We start from the raw sequence: 15,649 nt of genomic DNA, 5'->3' as shown, positions 1-15,649 counted from the left end.
GATGGACTCCTTCTTACTTCTTGGACGGGTGCTTGGGCCGCTGCTGGCCCTTACGCTGCCCCGACTTGGCTTGGCGTGCGGAACCGGCGGCGGGCTTGCCCGCCGGCTTGGACTTGGTGTCCTGCGGCTCGCCCTTCTGCAACGAAGTCTTCGCCGGCTCGCCTGCGGCCGCGGAGTCCTTGGGCTGGTCCGGCTTGTCGCCACCCGCCTGGGCGGCGGCTGCCTGCCGCTGCGCCTTCGTCTGGCGCTTCGGCTGCTGCCGCCTGCCGGCACCACCGGACTCGGCCTCGGCAGCGGCGGTGTCGCTCTTGATCACCGTTCCGTCGGGCTGCGCGGCGAGCCCCGCCTTGGCCAGGCTCGTGAAGAACTTGCGCTCGTTGTCATTGCGGTCCGGGCCCTTGGCCACGATCGCCTGGACGATGGAGCGCTTACGACGGGACCGCACCTCGCTGTGCGCGGTGATGTTCTTGAGCAGACGCTGCAAGTACTGGTCCTGCGCCTTGCTGCCCGGGGTCGGGTTCTGGTTGATCACATACATCTGCTGGCCCATGGTCCACACGTTGGTGGTCAGCCAGTAGACGAGCACACCGACGGGGAAGTTGACACCCGTGACGGCGAAGATCACCGGGAAGATGTACATCAGCATCTTCTGCTGCTGCATGTACGGCGTCTTGACCGTCAGGTCGACGTTCTTCGTCATCAGCTGGCGCTGCGTGTAGAACTGCGACGCCGACATCAGCACGATCATGATCGCGGTGACGACCCGCACATCGGTCAGCGAGGCGTTCAGGGACGCGACCTTCTCGCTGCTGTCCATGAACTTGGCGGCCAGCGGGGCGCCGAAGATATGCGCCTGACGGGCGCTGTCGAGCAGCCCCTGGTCGATGACCCCGATGGTCTTGCCGCTCGCGATGCTGGAGAGCACGTGATAGAGGGCAAAGAAGAACGGCGACTGCGCCAGGATGGGAAGACAGGAGGAGAGCGGGTTGGTGCCCGTCTCCTTGTACAGCTTCATCATCTCTTCGGACTGACGCTGTTTGTCGTTCTTGTAGCGCTCCTGGATCGCCTTCATCTTGGGCTGGAGCACCTGCATGTTCCGGGTCGACTTGATCTGCTTGACGAACAGCGGGATCAGACAGATCCGGATCAGTACCACCAGGGACACGATGGACAGTCCCCAGGCCCAGCCCGTGTCGGGGCCGAAAATCATCCCGTACAGCGAGTGGAACTGGACGATGACCCATGAAACAGGTGTGGTGATAAAACTGAAGAGACTGGCAATCGTGTCCACTAATCAGGCTCCTTGAGCTTTGGGCGAGGTCTCTGCGGCCGGACTCGGGGTGTCGGGGGCCAATCCCCCGGAAGGCACGCCAGCGGCGGAGTGTCCGCCCTTACGGCCGCGCCAGGCATTGCGCAGCGATTCATGCCAGCGCGGGCGTTTGCGCGGTGGCACATGGTCCACACCACCCGGCGACCACGGATTGCACCGCAGAATGCGCCAGGCGGTCAGCGCCGTGCCTTTCACCGCGCCATGTCGGTCGATGGCCGTGTATCCGTAGTGCGAACACGACGGGTAGTACCGGCAGACGGGCCCGAGAAGCGGGCTGATCGTCCACTGGTACAGCTTGATCAGAGCCAGCAGCGGGTACTTCATCGTGTGCCCCCTCCCAGCAGCCGCTGAAAAGCGGCGTCCAGGTCTCGGGCCAGGTGTCCATATTCGGCGTCGCCCGCACCCGGCAGCGCCCGTACGACAACCAGGCTACCGGGGGGCAGCTCGGACAGTCGTTCGCGTATCAGATGACGCAGTCGCCGCTTCACCTGGTTACGTACGACCGCTCCACCCACGGCCTTGCTCACGACGAAACCCGCACGCGTCGGGGAGGCGCTCTCCCCAGGCGCGTGCGGGTCCGTTGCACCGCTGCGTAGATGGACGACGAGAAGCGGGCGTCCGGCCCGGCGTCCCCGGCGTACCGCGGTCGCGAAGTCCTCGCGCCGCCTCAGCCGATTCTCGGTAGGCAGCACGTCATGACCTGTTGGCGATCAGGCGATCAGGCCGACAGACGGGCGCGACCCTTGCCACGGCGGGTCGCGAGAATCGCGCGGCCGGCACGGGTACGCATCCGCAGCCGGAACCCGTGGGTCTTGGCGCGACGACGGTTGTTCGGCTGGAAGGTGCGCTTGCTCACTCGGGGGCTCCAGAAAATGATGTGTGGATGGCGGGACATCGCCTGGCTGTCACCGTGCGCCCACGAGAAGCTGAGAAGCTCGCGATCACGCCCGAGTGCACCGCTTCACAACCACAGATCGTGATCTTTGCCCATCGGAGGCAGGCGGCAGCAGCCATCGACAACTCGACCTGGTCACGGTACGCGCGGCTACGCCATCCGGTCAAACCCGCTCCATGCCCGGCTCCATTGTGCACAGGCTGTGGACAACAACTTGAACCGCGCGGGCCGCCCTGACTACCGTGGCTGAACTCCGGCTTCAATTCCTGCCGGTCTTCCCATCCCGTCCCGAGCACCACGCATTCGTGGGATCCGGACCTGCGAGAGAGCGTGCCTTGTGGCTGATGTACCTGCCGATCTTGCCGCAGTGTGGCCACGAGTGCTGGAGCAGCTCCTCAGGGAGGGCCAGCAGGGCGTCGAGCCCAAGGACAAACAGTGGATCGAGCGCTGTCAGCCTCTCGCACTGGTCGCCGACACCGCGCTGCTCGCCGTCCCCAATGAATGGGGCAAGCGGGTCCTGGAGGGCCGGCTCGCCCCGCTCATCAGCGAGACGCTGAGCCACGAGTGCGGCCGCCCGATCCGGATCGCCATCACCGTCGACGACTCGGCGGTCGAGCCCACCCCGCCGGCCCCGCCCGTGCCCCAGCAGCACCGCTACCAGGGGCCGCCCCATGACGAGCAGCGGCAGGGCGATACATACGACGGCTACGGGCACCGCCCGTCGGACGACGGCATGCCGTCGGTACGGCCCGCGTACCCGGACTACCAGCAGCAGCGCCCCGACCCCGGCGCCTGGCCGCGGACCCAGGAGGACCTGTCCTGGCAGCAGCCGCGGCTCGGCGGATACCAGGATCGCGATCCGTACGCCACCGCTCACCAGCAGCAGCCGCAGCACGACTACCGGCAGCCGGGGGGGCCCGAGCACTCCCCGTACGAGCAGCGCCCCGACCGGCGCGAACTCCAGGAGCCGCCCTCCCCGCGCCATGGCGGGGGGCCCAATGTCGGCCGCGGAGGCACGCACGGCGGATCGGTGGGACCGCTGGGCGCCCAGCCCGCCCCGGCGCCTGGTCCCGGCGAGCCGCATGCCCGGCTGAATCCCAAGTACCTCTTCGACACCTTTGTGATCGGGGCGTCCAACCGGTTCGCGCACGCGGCCGCGGTCGCGGTCGCCGAGGCCCCGGCCAAGGCGTACAACCCGCTCTTCATCTACGGGGAGTCCGGGCTCGGCAAGACGCATCTGCTGCACGCCATCGGGCACTACGCGCGCAGCCTCTACCCCGGCACGCGCGTGCGCTATGTGAGCTCCGAGGAGTTCACGAACGAGTTCATCAACTCGATCCGCGACGGCAAGGGCGACACCTTCCGCAAGCGGTACCGGGATGTCGACATCCTGCTGGTCGACGACATCCAGTTCCTGGCGAGCAAGGAGTCGACGCAGGAGGAGTTCTTCCACACCTTCAACACGCTGCACAACGCCAACAAGCAGATCGTGCTCTCCTCGGACCGGCCGCCCAAGCAGCTGATCACCCTGGAGGACCGGCTCCGGAATCGCTTCGAGTGGGGCCTGACCACGGACGTCCAGCCCCCGGAGCTGGAGACGCGTATCGCGATCCTCCGTAAGAAGGCGGTGCAGGAGCAGCTGAACGCCCCGCCCGAGGTGCTGGAGTTCATCGCCTCCCGTATCTCGCGGAACATCCGCGAGCTGGAGGGCGCGCTGATCCGGGTGACGGCGTTCGCCTCGCTCAACCGGCAGCCGGTGGACCTCGGCCTCACCGAGATCGTGCTCAAGGATCTGATCCCGGGCGGGGAGGACTCGGCCCCGGAGATCACCGCGAGCGCCATCATGGCGGCGACCGCCGACTACTTCGGGCTGACAGTGGAGGATCTCTGCGGATCGTCGAGGAGCCGGGTGCTGGTGACGGCCCGCCAGATCGCGATGTACCTCTGCCGTGAGCTGACCGATCTCTCCCTGCCCAAGATCGGCGGGCATTTCGGCGGCAGGGACCATACGACCGTGATGCACGCGGACCGGAAGATCCGCGCGCTGATGGCCGAGCGGCGCTCGATCTACAACCAGGTCACGGAGCTCACCAACCGCATCAAGAACGGCTGACAGCCGGCTCTCCGCCCGCTGCCGAGGCGCTCAGGGACACCGTCCGGGACGGTCCCTGGGCGCCTCTTCGCGCTCTCCGGACCTCGCGTAAACCTCGCGTGGACCCCGCGGCGACCGGGTCCGCGTGTCGCCGCAGAGCCCTCGCTGTTCGAATACCTGGCGGTGGAGGGTCCTTCTCCACAGATCGGGTCCCGATCTTCCGTCCACAGCCTGGGGACCGAGAAGTTGTCCAGATCGCGTCCACAGGCAGAGTCGACGGGAAGCCATCGGGGCAGGTCAGAGCCCTGTGGATTTGTGGCCGCCGCCGCTCCACAGACTGTGGACGAAAAATTCTTCCACAGGGCGTCGGCGCCGCTGTCCACCGGCAGCCCACAGGCGGGCCGCTCTTTCCCACAGCTTCTCCACACCCCTGTCCACTGTTCGGCAACGAAACGCCCGGCATCGCTGAGTCGAGTGAAAGGCGTCACACCAAGGAGGTCGATTGGGCTGTGGGGAACGTGGGTAAAGCTGGGGACGTGGCTGGGGAGAAGTCCCTGTGTCCTGTGCATCGCTTGTGCAGAACTTTCGCCCGTCCACAGAACGACCGGGTTGTCCACGGACGGCGCCCACAGGGTCGGTGGACAAAAAAACGGGTCTGACCTGCGCGAATGACGTTATCCACGGTTTCCACAGGCCCTACTACTACTCCCACTCAGAGTTAACGGGGAATCAGCTTCGAAGAAGGCCCTGTGCACAACTCGGCCCCGGAGCCCTCGGCACCTGCTGCGCCGACTTGACCCGCAGCCGCACCGACTGTCGGTGCCGTACGTCAGACTGGTCCCCGGCATCACAGCCGACGACGAAGGCCAGCAGGGCGAGCCAGCAACAGCAGGAGGCGGTTCCGGTGAAGATCCGGGTGGAGCGCGATGTACTCGCGGAGGCGGTGGCCTGGGTGGCCCGTAGCCTCCCGGCCCGTCCGCCGGCGCCCGTACTCGCAGGCCTTCTGCTGAAGGCCGAGGACGGCGCTCTCAGCTTCTCCAGCTTCGACTACGAGGTCTCGGCGCGGGTCTCGGTGGACGCCGAGGTCGAGGAGGACGGCACCGTCCTCGTCTCCGGCCGGCTCCTCGCCGACATCTGCCGCGCGCTGCCGAACCGACCGGTGGAGATTTCCACAGACGGTGTACGGGCGACCGTGGTCTGTGGCTCGTCGCGCTTCACGCTCCACACCCTTCCGGTGGACGAGTACCCGGCGCTGCCGCAGATGCCGACCGCGACGGGCACCGTTCCCGGTGAGGTCTTCGCGTCGGCCGCCTCCCAGGTCGCCATCGCCGCGGGCCGCGACGACACGCTGCCGGTGCTGACCGGCGTACGGATCGAGATCGAGGGCGACACGGTCACCCTGGCCTCGACCGACCGCTACCGCTTCGCGGTCCGTGAGTTCCTGTGGAAGCCGGAAGCCTCCGATGTGTCCGCCGTCGCGCTGGTGCCCGCCAAGACGCTGCTGGACACCGCCAAGGCCCTCACCAGCGGTGACACGGTCACCCTGGCGCTCTCCGGGGCGGGCGCCGGCGAGGGGCTGATCGGTTTCGAGGGCGCCGGGCGGCGTACGACCACCCGGCTGCTCGAAGGTGATCTGCCGAAGTACCGCACGCTCTTCCCGACCGAGTTCAACTCGGTCGCGGTGATCGAGACCGCCCCGTTCGTCGAGGCCGTCAAGCGCGTGGCGCTGGTCGCCGAGCGGAACACCCCGGTGCGGCTGAGCTTCGAGCAGGGCGTGCTGATCCTGGAGGCCGGTTCCAGCGACGACGCACAGGCTGTGGAGCGCGTCGACGCGCAGCTGGAGGGCGATGACATCTCGATCGCCTTCAACCCGACCTTCCTGCTCGACGGGCTCAGCGCGATCGATTCGCCGGTCGCCCAGCTCTCCTTCACGACGTCCACGAAGCCGGCTCTGCTCAGCGGCCGGCCGGCCGTCGACGCGGAGGCGGACGAGGCGTACAAGTACCTGATCATGCCGGTACGCCTGAGCGGCTGACCCCACAGGTGAGTGGCCGGGTCCGGGCGTAGGCTCGGATCCGGGTACAAACCCGGGTACGAATCGCCTCAACGCTTAAGGAACACCTGATGGAGCTCGGTCTCGTCGGTCTCGGCAAGATGGGCGGCAATATGCGCGAGCGTATCCGCCGCGCAGGCCACACCGTCATCGGATATGACCGCAATCCGGACCTCGCCGATGTCCACAGCCTCCAGGAGCTGGTGAGCAAGCTCAAGGGTCCGCGAGTGGTGTGGGTGATGGTTCCGGCCGGTGCCGCGACCCAGGCCACGATCGACGAGCTGGCCGCGCTGCTGTCGCCCGGCGACGTGGTGGTGGACGGCGGGAATTCCCGCTGGACGGACGACGAGAAGCACGCGGTCGAGCTGGGCATCAAGGGCATCGGCTTCGTCGACTGCGGTGTCTCCGGCGGCGTCTGGGGCCTGGAGAACGGCTACGCGCTGATGTACGGCGGTACTCCGGAGCATGTGGCGCAGGTGCAGCCGATCTTCGACGCGCTCAAGCCCGAGGGCGACTTCGGGGCCGTACACGCGGGCAAGGTCGGCGCGGGCCACTTCGCCAAGATGGTCCACAACGGCATCGAGTACGCCATGATGCAGGCCTATGCCGAGGGCTGGGAGCTGCTGGAGAGCGTCGACTCGGTCACCGACGTCCGTGAGGTCTTCCGCTCCTGGCAGGAGGGCACGGTCATCCGTTCCTGGCTGCTGGATCTGGCGGTGAACGCCCTGGACGAGGATGAGCACCTGGAGCAGCTGAAGGGCTACGCGGAGGACTCCGGCGAGGGCCGGTGGACGGTCGAGGCGGCCATCAACCACGCGGTGCCGCTGCCCGCGATCACCGCGTCGCTGTTCGCGCGCTTCGCGTCCCGGCAGGACGATTCGCCGCAGATGAAGATGGTCTCGGCGCTGCGCAATCAGTTCGGCGGCCACGCGGTCGAGCCGAACAAGCCGAAGAAGTAGAGCCCGTAGCCGGGGGAGGCCCGCGTACATCCATGCACGTCACGCATCTGTCGCTGGCCGACTTCCGGTCCTACGCCCGGGTCGAGGTACCGCTCGATCCGGGCGTCACCGCGTTCGTGGGGGCGAACGGGCAGGGAAAGACCAATCTGGTCGAGGCGGTCGGCTATCTCGCGAGCCTCGGCAGTCACCGGGTGTCGTCGGACGCCCCGCTGGTGCGGATGGGCGCGGACCGTGCGGTGATCCGGGCCGCGGTCACCCAGGGCGAACGGTCGCAACTGGTGGAGCTCGAACTCAACCCCGGCCGCGCGAACAGGGCGCGTATCAACCGGTCCTCGCAGGTCAGACCGCGTGATGTGCTCGGGATCGTACGGACGGTGCTGTTCGCGCCGGAGGATCTGGCGCTGGTGAAGGGCGATCCGGGAGAGCGGCGCCGGTTCCTCGACGAGCTGATCACGGCACGGTCGCCCCGGATGGCCGGGGTGCGGTCGGACTACGACCGGGTGCTCAGACAGCGCAACACGCTGCTCAAGTCGGCGGCGATGGCGCGGCGGCACGGCGGGCGTGGCATGGATCTGTCGACGCTGGATGTGTGGGACCAGCATCTGGCGCGCGCGGGGGCCGAGTTGCTGGCGCAGCGGGTCGATCTGATCGCGACGCTCCAGCCGCTGGCCGACAAGGCGTATGAGCAACTGGCGCCGGGGGGCGGTCCGGTGGCGCTGGAGTACCGTTCCTCCGCCGGTGATCCCGGCGATTTTGGTGATGCGGCAGCGCCCGACGCTGCCGGCGGCGCCGCTTCGGGGACCGGGGCCGGGGACGGGCTCATGGCCTCGGGGGTGGCCTCGCGCGATGAGCTGTACGCGCATCTGCTGGCGGCCCTTGCCGGGGTGCGCAAGCAGGAGATCGAGCGGGGGGTGACGCTGGTCGGTCCGCACCGCGACGATCTGGTGCTGAGGCTGGGCCGGCTGCCCGCGAAGGGGTACGCCAGCCATGGCGAGTGCTGGTCGTTCGCGCTGGCGCTGCGGCTGGCCTCGTACGATCTGCTGCGCGCCGAGGGCAATGAGCCGGTGCTGGTGCTGGACGACGTGTTCGCCGAGCTGGACGCGCGGCGGCGGGAGCGGCTCGCGGAGCTGGTGGTTCCGGGCGAGCAGGTGCTGGTGACGGCGGCAGTCGACGACGATGTGCCGGGGGTGCTGGCCGGGGCGCGGTTCGCGGTGGCCGACGGCATGGTGGAGCGCGTATGAGTACTTCTCGGGGGCCGTCCGGGGCGGCCGGGGCCGACGGATTCGGGGGGCCCGCCGAGCTGCCGGGCTCCTCCGCGGCCCCCGGGGGGCTCGGGGCGCCGGGGATCCCGGAGTCGTCGGGGGTGGATCTGGCGCGGGTCGCGCTGCGCGCGGCGAAGGAGCAGGCGCGGGCGCGGGGCGCCGCCGCACAGCAGAAGAAGCAGGCGCGGCGGGGCGGCGGGCTGCGTTCGGGGGCGCGGGCGGACGGCCGTGATCCGCTGCCGCTGGGTGCGGCGATCAACCGGCTGATCACGGAGCGGGGCTGGGAGACGCCGGCGGCCGTGGGCGGAGTCATGGGCCGGTGGCCGCAGATCGTCGGTGAGGACGTGGCGAAACACTGTGTGCCGCAGCGGTACGACGACGGTGACGACGAGCGGGTGCTGACGGTGCAGTGCGACTCGACGGCGTGGGCGACGCAGCTGCGGCTGCTGGCGCCTCGGCTGGTGGCGCGGCTGAACGAGGACCTGGGGCAGGGCACCGTACGGCTGATCAAGGTGCTGGGCCCGGGTGGTCCGCCGCAGCGGTTCGGCCGGCTGCGGGCGCCGGGCAGCAAGGGCCCGGGTGACACGTACGGCTGATGGCGCCGGTTCCGCCTTGACACCTGGAAGAGGGCTCTGACCAGGGATTTCGGCTTCGGCGGGACCCTTCTGCCGACCGCTGCCCGGTCCCCGGCGGCGGGTCCGGGATGTGGTCGTGGGGTCCCTCGCGCGCCGGTCGCCGTGCTGCTCCGGCCCTCTCTCCGCCCCCGGGATGTCCTGGCGGGACGCCTGGGGAGATTGAGGTGTCCCTCACCGTAGTGGGAGGTTGACAGGCCGAAGCGCTCAACGCGGGTGTGAGCCTCTTGGAGCCCCTTCCTGAATATGGGGAGTCGGCAGGCGCTCCTTCAGGACGGCACATGCGGACTCAGGTACCGGCAAACCCCCATTCGGGTCGGCGCTACCGGTAGACTGGTGGAAAATCCCGCTGTGCTTGCGGGACCCGTCGATACAAGCCGAACGACGCAGCCGCTCCCGCTTGCCGGAGAACGGCCTGTGCTGTGCCAGAAAGGGCGCTTCGTGGCCGATTCCGGCAACCCCATTGAGAAGACTCCGTCCACCGCCACTGGAGAGAACGGCGAGGTCACGGCCTCGTACGACGCCAGTGCCATCACCGTGCTCGAGGGCTTGGACGCGGTCCGCAAGCGGCCCGGCATGTACATCGGCTCCACCGGTGAGCGTGGGCTGCATCACTTGGTGTACGAGGTCGTCGACAACTCCGTCGACGAGGCCCTGGCCGGGCACGCGGACACCATCGACGTGACGATCCTGGCCGATGGCGGGGTGCGCGTGGTCGACAACGGTCGCGGTATCCCGGTGGGCATCGTTCCGTCCGAGAACAAGCCGGCCGTCGAGGTCGTGCTGACGGTCCTGCACGCGGGCGGCAAGTTCGGCGGCGGCGGCTATGCCGTCTCCGGTGGTCTGCACGGCGTCGGCGTCTCGGTGGTCAACGCCCTGTCGTCGAAGGTCGCCGTCGAGGTCAAGACGGACGGCTACCGCTGGACGCAGGACTACAAGCTGGGTGTGCCGACGGCTCCGCTGCTCCGTAACGAGGCGACGTCGGAAACCGGTACGACGGTGGTGTTCTGGGCCGACCCGGACGTCTTCGAGACGACGGAGTACTCCTTCGAGACGCTGTCCCGGCGCTTCCAGGAGATGGCCTTCCTCAACAAGGGCCTGACCCTGACGCTGACCGACGAGCGCGAGTCGGCGAAGGCCGTCGTGGGCGCCGATGTCGCGGGCACGGACGTGACGGAGGGCACGAGCGAGGAGCCGGCCCGCACGGTCACGTACTTCTACGAGGGCGGCATCGTCGACTTCGTGAAGTACCTCAACTCGCGCAAGGGCGAGCTGATCCATCCGACGGTCATCGACATCGAGGCCGAGGACAAGGAGCGGATGCTCTCGGTCGAGATCGCGATGCAGTGGAACGCGCAGTACAGCGAGGGTGTCTACTCGTTCGCGAACACGATCCACACGCATGAGGGCGGTACGCACGAGGAGGGCTTCCGCGCGGCGATGACCGGTCTGGTCAACCGTTACGCGCGCGAGAAGAAGTTCCTGCGCGAGAAGGACGACAATCTGGCGGGCGAGGACATCCGCGAGGGTCTGACCGCGATCATCTCGGTCAAGCTGGGCGAGCCGCAGTTCGAGGGCCAGACGAAGACGAAGCTCGGCAACACCGAGGCGAAGACCTTCGTCCAGAAGATCGTGCACGAGCACCTCACGGACTGGTTCGACCGCAACCCGAACGAGGCGGCGGACATCATCCGCAAGTCGATCCAGGCCGCCACGGCCCGGGTCGCCGCTCGTAAGGCGCGGGATCTCACCCGGCGCAAGGGGCTGCTGGAGAGCGCGTCGCTGCCGGGCAAGCTGAGCGACTGCCAGTCCAATGACCCGTCGAAGTGCGAGATCTTCATCGTCGAGGGTGACTCCGCCGGTGGTTCCGCGAAGTCGGGCCGTAACCCGATGTACCAGGCGATCCTGCCGATCCGGGGCAAGATCCTGAACGTCGAGAAGGCGCGGATCGACAAGATCCTCCAGAACACCGAGGTGCAGGCGCTGATCTCGGCGTTCGGCACCGGTGTGCACGAGGACTTCGACATCGAGAAGCTCCGCTATCACAAGATCATCCTGATGGCGGACGCCGATGTCGACGGACAGCACATCAACACGCTGCTGCTGACGTTCCTCTTCCGTTTCATGCGTCCCCTGGTCGAGGCGGGGCACGTCTATCTGTCGCGTCCGCCGCTCTACAAGATCAAGTGGGGCCGGGACGACTTCGAGTACGCCTACTCCGACCGGGAGCGCGACGCCCTGGTGGAGCTGGGCAAGCAGAACGGCAAGCGCATCCGCGAGGACTCGATCCAGCGCTTCAAGGGCCTGGGCGAGATGAACGCCGAGGAACTGCGGGTCACCACGATGGACATCGACCACCGGGTGCTCGGCCAGGTCACGCTGGACGACGCGGCCCAGGCCGACGATCTGTTCTCGGTGCTGATGGGCGAGGACGTCGAGGCACGGCGGTCGTTCATCCAGCGCAATGCCAAGGACGTCCGCTTCCTCGACATCTGAGTCGGTCTCAGCTGACGGATTCGACAAGGCCGAAAGGAACACTGACCAGCAATGGCCGACGAGAACACCCCTGATACCCCTGACACCCCCGAGAGCTCCGGCGTCCCCGGCACCCCTGGTACCCCCGCGGTCCAGGAGGCCGTCGTGGCGGCGGAGGCTGTTGAGGGGCTGGCGATGCGCGTAGAGCCGGTCGGGCTCGAAACGGAGATGCAGCGCTCGTATCTCGACTACGCGATGTCCGTCATCGTGTCGCGCGCGCTCCCGGACGTACGGGACGGTCTCAAGCCCGTCCACCGGCGTGTGCTGTACGCGATGTACGACGGCGGCTACCGGCCCGAGAAGGGCTTCTACAAGTGCGCCCGCGTCGTCGGTGACGTCATGGGTACGTACCACCCGCACGGCGACTCCTCGATCTACGACGCGCTGGTCCGGCTCGCGCAGCCGTGGTCGATGCGGATGCCGCTGGTGGACTCCAACGGCAACTTCGGTTCTCCGGGCAATGACCCGGCCGCGGCCATGCGGTACACCGAGTGCAAGATGATGCCGCTGTCGATGGAGATGCTCCGGGACATCGACGAGGAGACCGTCGACTTCACGGACAACTACGACGGCCGTAATCAGGAGCCGACGGTCCTGCCGGCGCGGTTCCCGAATCTGCTGATCAACGGCTCTGCCGGGATCGCCGTCGGTATGGCCACGAACATCCCGCCGCACAATCTGCGGGAGGTCGCGGCCGGCGCGATGTGGGCGCTTGAGCACCCCGAGGCGAGCCACGAGGAACTGCTCGACGCGCTCATCGAGCGGATCAAGGGCCCCGACTTCCCGACCGGCGCGCTGGTCGTGGGGCGCAAGGGCATCGAGGAGGCGTACCGCACGGGCCGCGGCTCGATCACGATGCGCGCCGTGGTCGAGGTCGAGGAGATCCAGAACCGCCAGTGCCTGGTGGTCACGGAGCTGCCGTACCAGACCAACCCGGACAACCTCGCGCAGAAGATCGCCGACCTGGTCAAGGACGGCAGGGTCGGCGGCATCGCGGACGTCCGCGACGAGACGTCCTCGCGTACGGGTCAGCGGCTGGTCGTCGTCCTGAAGCGGGACGCGGTCGCCAAGGTCGTTCTGAACAACCTGTACAAGCACACCGATCTGCAGAGCAACTTCAGCGCGAACATGCTGGCGCTGGTGGACGGCGTGCCGCGCACGCTCTCGCTGGACGCGTTCATCCGGCACTGGGTGACGCACCAGATCGAGGTCATCGTCCGGCGCACGAAGTTCCGGCTGCGCAAGGCCGAGGAGCGGGCGCACATCCTGCGCGGTCTGCTCAAGGCGCTCGACGCGATCGACGAGGTCATCGCGCTGATCCGGCGCAGTGACACGGTCGAGATCGCGCGTGAGGGCCTGATGGGGCTGCTCACGATCGACGAGATCCAGGCGAACGCGATCCTGGAGATGCAGCTGCGCCGGCTGGCGGCCCTGGAGCGGCGGAAGATCGTCGCGGAACACGACGAGCTGCAGCAGAAGATCAACGAGTACAACGCGATCCTGGCCTCGCCGGAGAAGCAGCGGCAGATCGTCCATGACGAACTGGCCGTCATGGTCGACAAGTTCGGAGACGACCGGCGTTCGAAGCTGGTGCCCTTCGACGGTGACATGTCCATCGAGGACCTGATCGCCGAGGAGGACATCGTCGTCACGATCACGCGTGGCGGCTATGTGAAGCGTACGAAGACGGACGACTACCGCTCGCAGAAGCGCGGCGGCAAGGGCGTACGCGGTACGAAGCTGAAGGAAGACGACATCGTCGACCACTTCTTCGTCTCGACCACGCACCACTGGCTGCTGTTCTTCACGAACAAGGGCCGGGTCTACCGGGCGAAGGCGTACGAGCTGCCGGACGTCGGACGGGACGCGCGGGGTCAGCATGTGGCCAATCTGCTCGCCTTCCAGCCGGACGAGCAGATCGCCGAGATCCTGGCGATCCGTGACTACGAGGCCGCGCCGTATCTGGTCCTGGCCACGAAGGCGGGTCTGGTGAAGAAGACCTCGCTCAAGGACTACGACTCACCCCGCTCGGGCGGTGTCATCGCGATCAATCTCCGGGAGACGGACGACGGCGCGGACGACGAGCTGATCGGCGCGGAGCTGGTGTCGGCGGAGGACGATCTGCTCCTCATCAGCCGCAAGGCGCAGTCGATCCGGTTCACCGCGACGGACGACGCGCTGCGCCCGATGGGGCGTGCCACGTCGGGCGTGAAGGGGATGAGTTTCCGCGAGGGTGACGAACTGCTCTCGATGAATGTCGTCAGGCCCGGTACGTTCGTCTTCACTGCTACAGATGGCGGATACGCGAAGCGGACCGCTGTGGATGAGTATCGCGTCCAGGGTCGGGGCGGTCTGGGTATCAAGGCCGCCAAGATTGTGGAGGATCGGGGTTCTCTCGTCGGTGCTTTGGTGGTCGAGGAAACGGATGAGATCCTTGCCATCACTCTCGGCGGCGGTGTGATTCGCACGCGAGTCAACGAAGTCAGGGAGACCGGCCGTGACACGATGGGTGTCCAACTGATCAACCTGGGCAAGCGGGATGCCGTCGTCGGTATCGCGCGCAACGCCGAGGCGGGACGTGAAGCCGAAGAGGTCGACGGGACCGATGACCCGGGGACCGAAGAGGCTGGTACGGCCGAGGTCGTCGCCGAGGGTATTCAGCCCTCGGCCGGGGAGCACGAGGAGTAGAGCGTGAGTGGAGCCACGGGCGCCGGATCGGCCGCTTCCGGAGCGAACGGTGCCCGTGGCCCTGCCACGGACTCCCAGGGGGTAACGGTGACCGACACCCGGGGGCAGAAGCCCCCTTACGAGAAGTACGGCCCCGAGCAGCCGCAGCCGGCCGCTCAGCCGTACCACCCGCCGCAGGCGTATCCCTCGCCACACGGCGGCGGGCCGAGCCAGGGCGGACAGCAGATGCAGCAAGGGGCTCCCGTGACCTCCGCCGTTCCCGGTGGGGCGGGTCCCGCGGGGGCCCCCGCCGCTTCCGCGGTGCGCCGGCCGCGGACGGGCGCGCGGACGACTCCGCGTACCCGTAAGGCGCGACTGCGGGTGGCGAAGGCCGATCCGTGGTCGGTGATGAAGGTCAGCTTCCTGCTCTCCATCGCGCTGGGTCTGTGCACCATCGTCGCGGCCGCCGTGCTGTGGATGGTCATGGACGCGATGGGCGTCTTCTCGACGGTCGGCGGGACGATCAGCGAGGCCACGGGCTCCAACGAGAGCAATGGCTTCGACCTTCAGTCGTTCCTGTCGCTGCCGCGAGTGATCATCTTCACGTCGGTCATCGCGGTGATCGATGTGGTGCTCGCGACGGCGCTGGCGACGCTCGGAGCCTTCATCTACAACCTGTCCGCGGGCTTTGTGGGCGGTGTTGAGCTCACGCTCGCCGAGGACGAGTGAGGGCCGGGTATCGATTTTGGGGCTGGCCCTGAAGTGCGCTAATCTTCAGGGGCAGCGCGGGGCTATAGCTCAGTTGGTTAGAGCGCATCCCTGATAAGGATGAGGCCACAGGTTCAAATCCTGTTAGCCCCACCGCGACAATCGGCCCGTACGGATCGTCTCCGTACGGGCCGATCGTATTTCGCGGGCAGTCGCTCTTCGAGGTCCCTTTGTGCTCGGCCGGAGCTCCGCCTCGTTCGCGGGCAGGTCACCGATCGGTATCGGTCGGTGTGTATAGTCGGGCGCCAGAAGTCCCCTACGTCAAGAAAGACGAGGTCGCGCGGTGAAGAAGCTTCTCTTGGTCGCACTGGCCGCCATCGGCGGGCTCCTCGTGTACCGCCAGATCCAGGCGGACCGCGCCGAGCAGGACCTGTGGACGGAGGAGACCGACTCCGTGCCCGCAGGTTCGGGTGTGTGAGACGCAGTAGTCCTGATACGAGATACGAGCCCCGGCCG

13 protein-coding genes and 1 tRNA gene are annotated in these 15,649 nt (G+C 67.6%); 10 read left to right on the top strand and 4 right to left on the bottom strand.

Annotated elements, in window-relative coordinates; genetic code table 11:
* Positions 1 to 13 precede the first annotated feature (13 nt).
* Genes yidC through rpmH form a run of 4 tightly spaced genes read right to left on the bottom strand, consistent with a single transcriptional unit; the run spans position 14 to position 2,186 of the window.
* Positions 14 to 1,291: a membrane protein insertase YidC gene (yidC, locus tag M1203_RS21835; protein WP_249951460.1), complete on the bottom strand. Its 1,278-nt coding sequence runs from the start codon at positions 1,289 to 1,291 to the stop codon at positions 14 to 16.
* A gap of 3 nt (positions 1,292 to 1,294) precedes the next feature.
* The gene (gene yidD, locus M1203_RS21830; protein ID WP_249951459.1) at positions 1,295 to 1,654 is read right to left on the bottom strand and encodes a membrane protein insertion efficiency factor YidD; all 360 of its coding nucleotides are present in this window, start codon (positions 1,652 to 1,654) and stop codon (positions 1,295 to 1,297) included.
* A complete protein-coding gene (gene rnpA / locus M1203_RS21825) occupies positions 1,651 to 2,022 on the bottom strand; it encodes a ribonuclease P protein component (protein ID WP_249951458.1) in 372 nt (123 codons plus the stop codon). Before rnpA ends, yidD begins: the two co-directional genes overlap by 4 nt.
* 26 nt (positions 2,023 to 2,048) lie before the next feature.
* A complete protein-coding gene (gene rpmH, locus M1203_RS21820) occupies positions 2,049 to 2,186 on the bottom strand; it encodes a 50S ribosomal protein L34 (RefSeq protein ID WP_030354375.1) in 138 nt (45 codons plus the stop codon).
* Positions 2,187 to 2,562: 376 nt separating this feature from the next.
* On the opposite strand from rpmH, the gene dnaA reads away from it, so the two are divergent.
* From dnaA to M1203_RS21770, 10 genes are all read left to right on the top strand, one after another.
* Positions 2,563 to 4,338, top strand: coding sequence for a chromosomal replication initiator protein DnaA (gene dnaA / locus M1203_RS21815; protein ID WP_249951457.1), 1,776 nt, complete (start codon positions 2,563 to 2,565; stop codon positions 4,336 to 4,338).
* An 883-nt stretch (positions 4,339 to 5,221) separates the two neighbouring features.
* Positions 5,222 to 6,352 (top strand): DNA polymerase III subunit beta, encoded by a 1,131-nt coding sequence (dnaN, locus tag M1203_RS21810; protein ID WP_249951456.1) that lies wholly within the window; start codon positions 5,222 to 5,224, stop codon positions 6,350 to 6,352.
* Between the two features lie 89 nt (positions 6,353 to 6,441).
* Positions 6,442 to 7,329: a phosphogluconate dehydrogenase (NAD(+)-dependent, decarboxylating) gene (gene gnd / locus M1203_RS21805; RefSeq protein WP_249951455.1), complete on the top strand. Its 888-nt coding sequence runs from the start codon at positions 6,442 to 6,444 to the stop codon at positions 7,327 to 7,329.
* A 32-nt stretch (positions 7,330 to 7,361) separates the two neighbouring features.
* A complete protein-coding gene (gene recF, locus M1203_RS21800) occupies positions 7,362 to 8,570 on the top strand; it encodes a DNA replication/repair protein RecF (RefSeq protein WP_249951454.1) in 1,209 nt (402 codons plus the stop codon).
* The gene (locus tag M1203_RS21795) at positions 8,567 to 9,187 is read left to right on the top strand and encodes a DUF721 domain-containing protein (protein ID WP_249951453.1); all 621 of its coding nucleotides are present in this window, start codon (positions 8,567 to 8,569) and stop codon (positions 9,185 to 9,187) included. Before recF ends, M1203_RS21795 begins: the two co-directional genes overlap by 4 nt.
* 453 nt (positions 9,188 to 9,640) lie before the next feature.
* Positions 9,641 to 11,719 carry a DNA topoisomerase (ATP-hydrolyzing) subunit B gene (gyrB, locus tag M1203_RS21790; RefSeq protein WP_308404891.1) on the top strand — a complete coding sequence of 693 codons (2,079 nt, stop codon included), beginning with the start codon at positions 9,641 to 9,643 and terminating at the stop codon, positions 11,717 to 11,719.
* Between the two features lie 51 nt (positions 11,720 to 11,770).
* Positions 11,771 to 14,446: a DNA gyrase subunit A gene (gene gyrA / locus M1203_RS21785; RefSeq protein WP_249951452.1), complete on the top strand. Its 2,676-nt coding sequence runs from the start codon at positions 11,771 to 11,773 to the stop codon at positions 14,444 to 14,446.
* Between the two features lie 87 nt (positions 14,447 to 14,533).
* Positions 14,534 to 15,154, top strand: coding sequence for a DUF3566 domain-containing protein (locus tag M1203_RS21780; RefSeq protein ID WP_249951451.1), 621 nt, complete (start codon positions 14,534 to 14,536; stop codon positions 15,152 to 15,154).
* Positions 15,155 to 15,212: 58 nt separating this feature from the next.
* A tRNA-Ile gene (locus M1203_RS21775) sits at positions 15,213 to 15,286 on the top strand.
* Between the two features lie 190 nt (positions 15,287 to 15,476).
* On the top strand, positions 15,477 to 15,611 hold the full coding sequence (locus M1203_RS21770; protein ID WP_211266759.1) for a DLW-39 family protein: 135 nt from the start codon (positions 15,477 to 15,479) through the stop codon (positions 15,609 to 15,611).
* Positions 15,612 to 15,649 lie beyond the last annotated feature (38 nt).

This window comes from Streptomyces sp. 35G-GA-8 (assembly GCF_023534745.1).
GTDB lineage: Bacteria > Actinomycetota > Actinomycetes > Streptomycetales > Streptomycetaceae > Streptomyces.
Note: the sequence above shows the minus strand (reverse complement) of the source record. Positions and strands in the feature narration are given on the sequence as shown.

What these genes read in the sequence shown, in the direction of transcription:
- yidD (WP_249951459.1), bottom strand. Translation starts at nt 1,654, where the DNA reads ATGAAGTACCCGCTGCTGGCTCTGATCAAGCTGTACCAGTGGACGATC.
- gnd (WP_249951455.1), top strand. Translation starts at nt 6,442, where the DNA reads ATGGAGCTCGGTCTCGTCGGTCTCGGCAAGATGGGCGGCAATATGCGC.
- recF (WP_249951454.1), top strand. Translation starts at nt 7,362, where the DNA reads ATGCACGTCACGCATCTGTCGCTGGCCGACTTCCGGTCCTACGCCCGG.
- M1203_RS21795 (WP_249951453.1), top strand. Translation starts at nt 8,567, where the DNA reads ATGAGTACTTCTCGGGGGCCGTCCGGGGCGGCCGGGGCCGACGGATTC.
- gyrA (WP_249951452.1), top strand. Translation starts at nt 11,771, where the DNA reads ATGGCCGACGAGAACACCCCTGATACCCCTGACACCCCCGAGAGCTCC.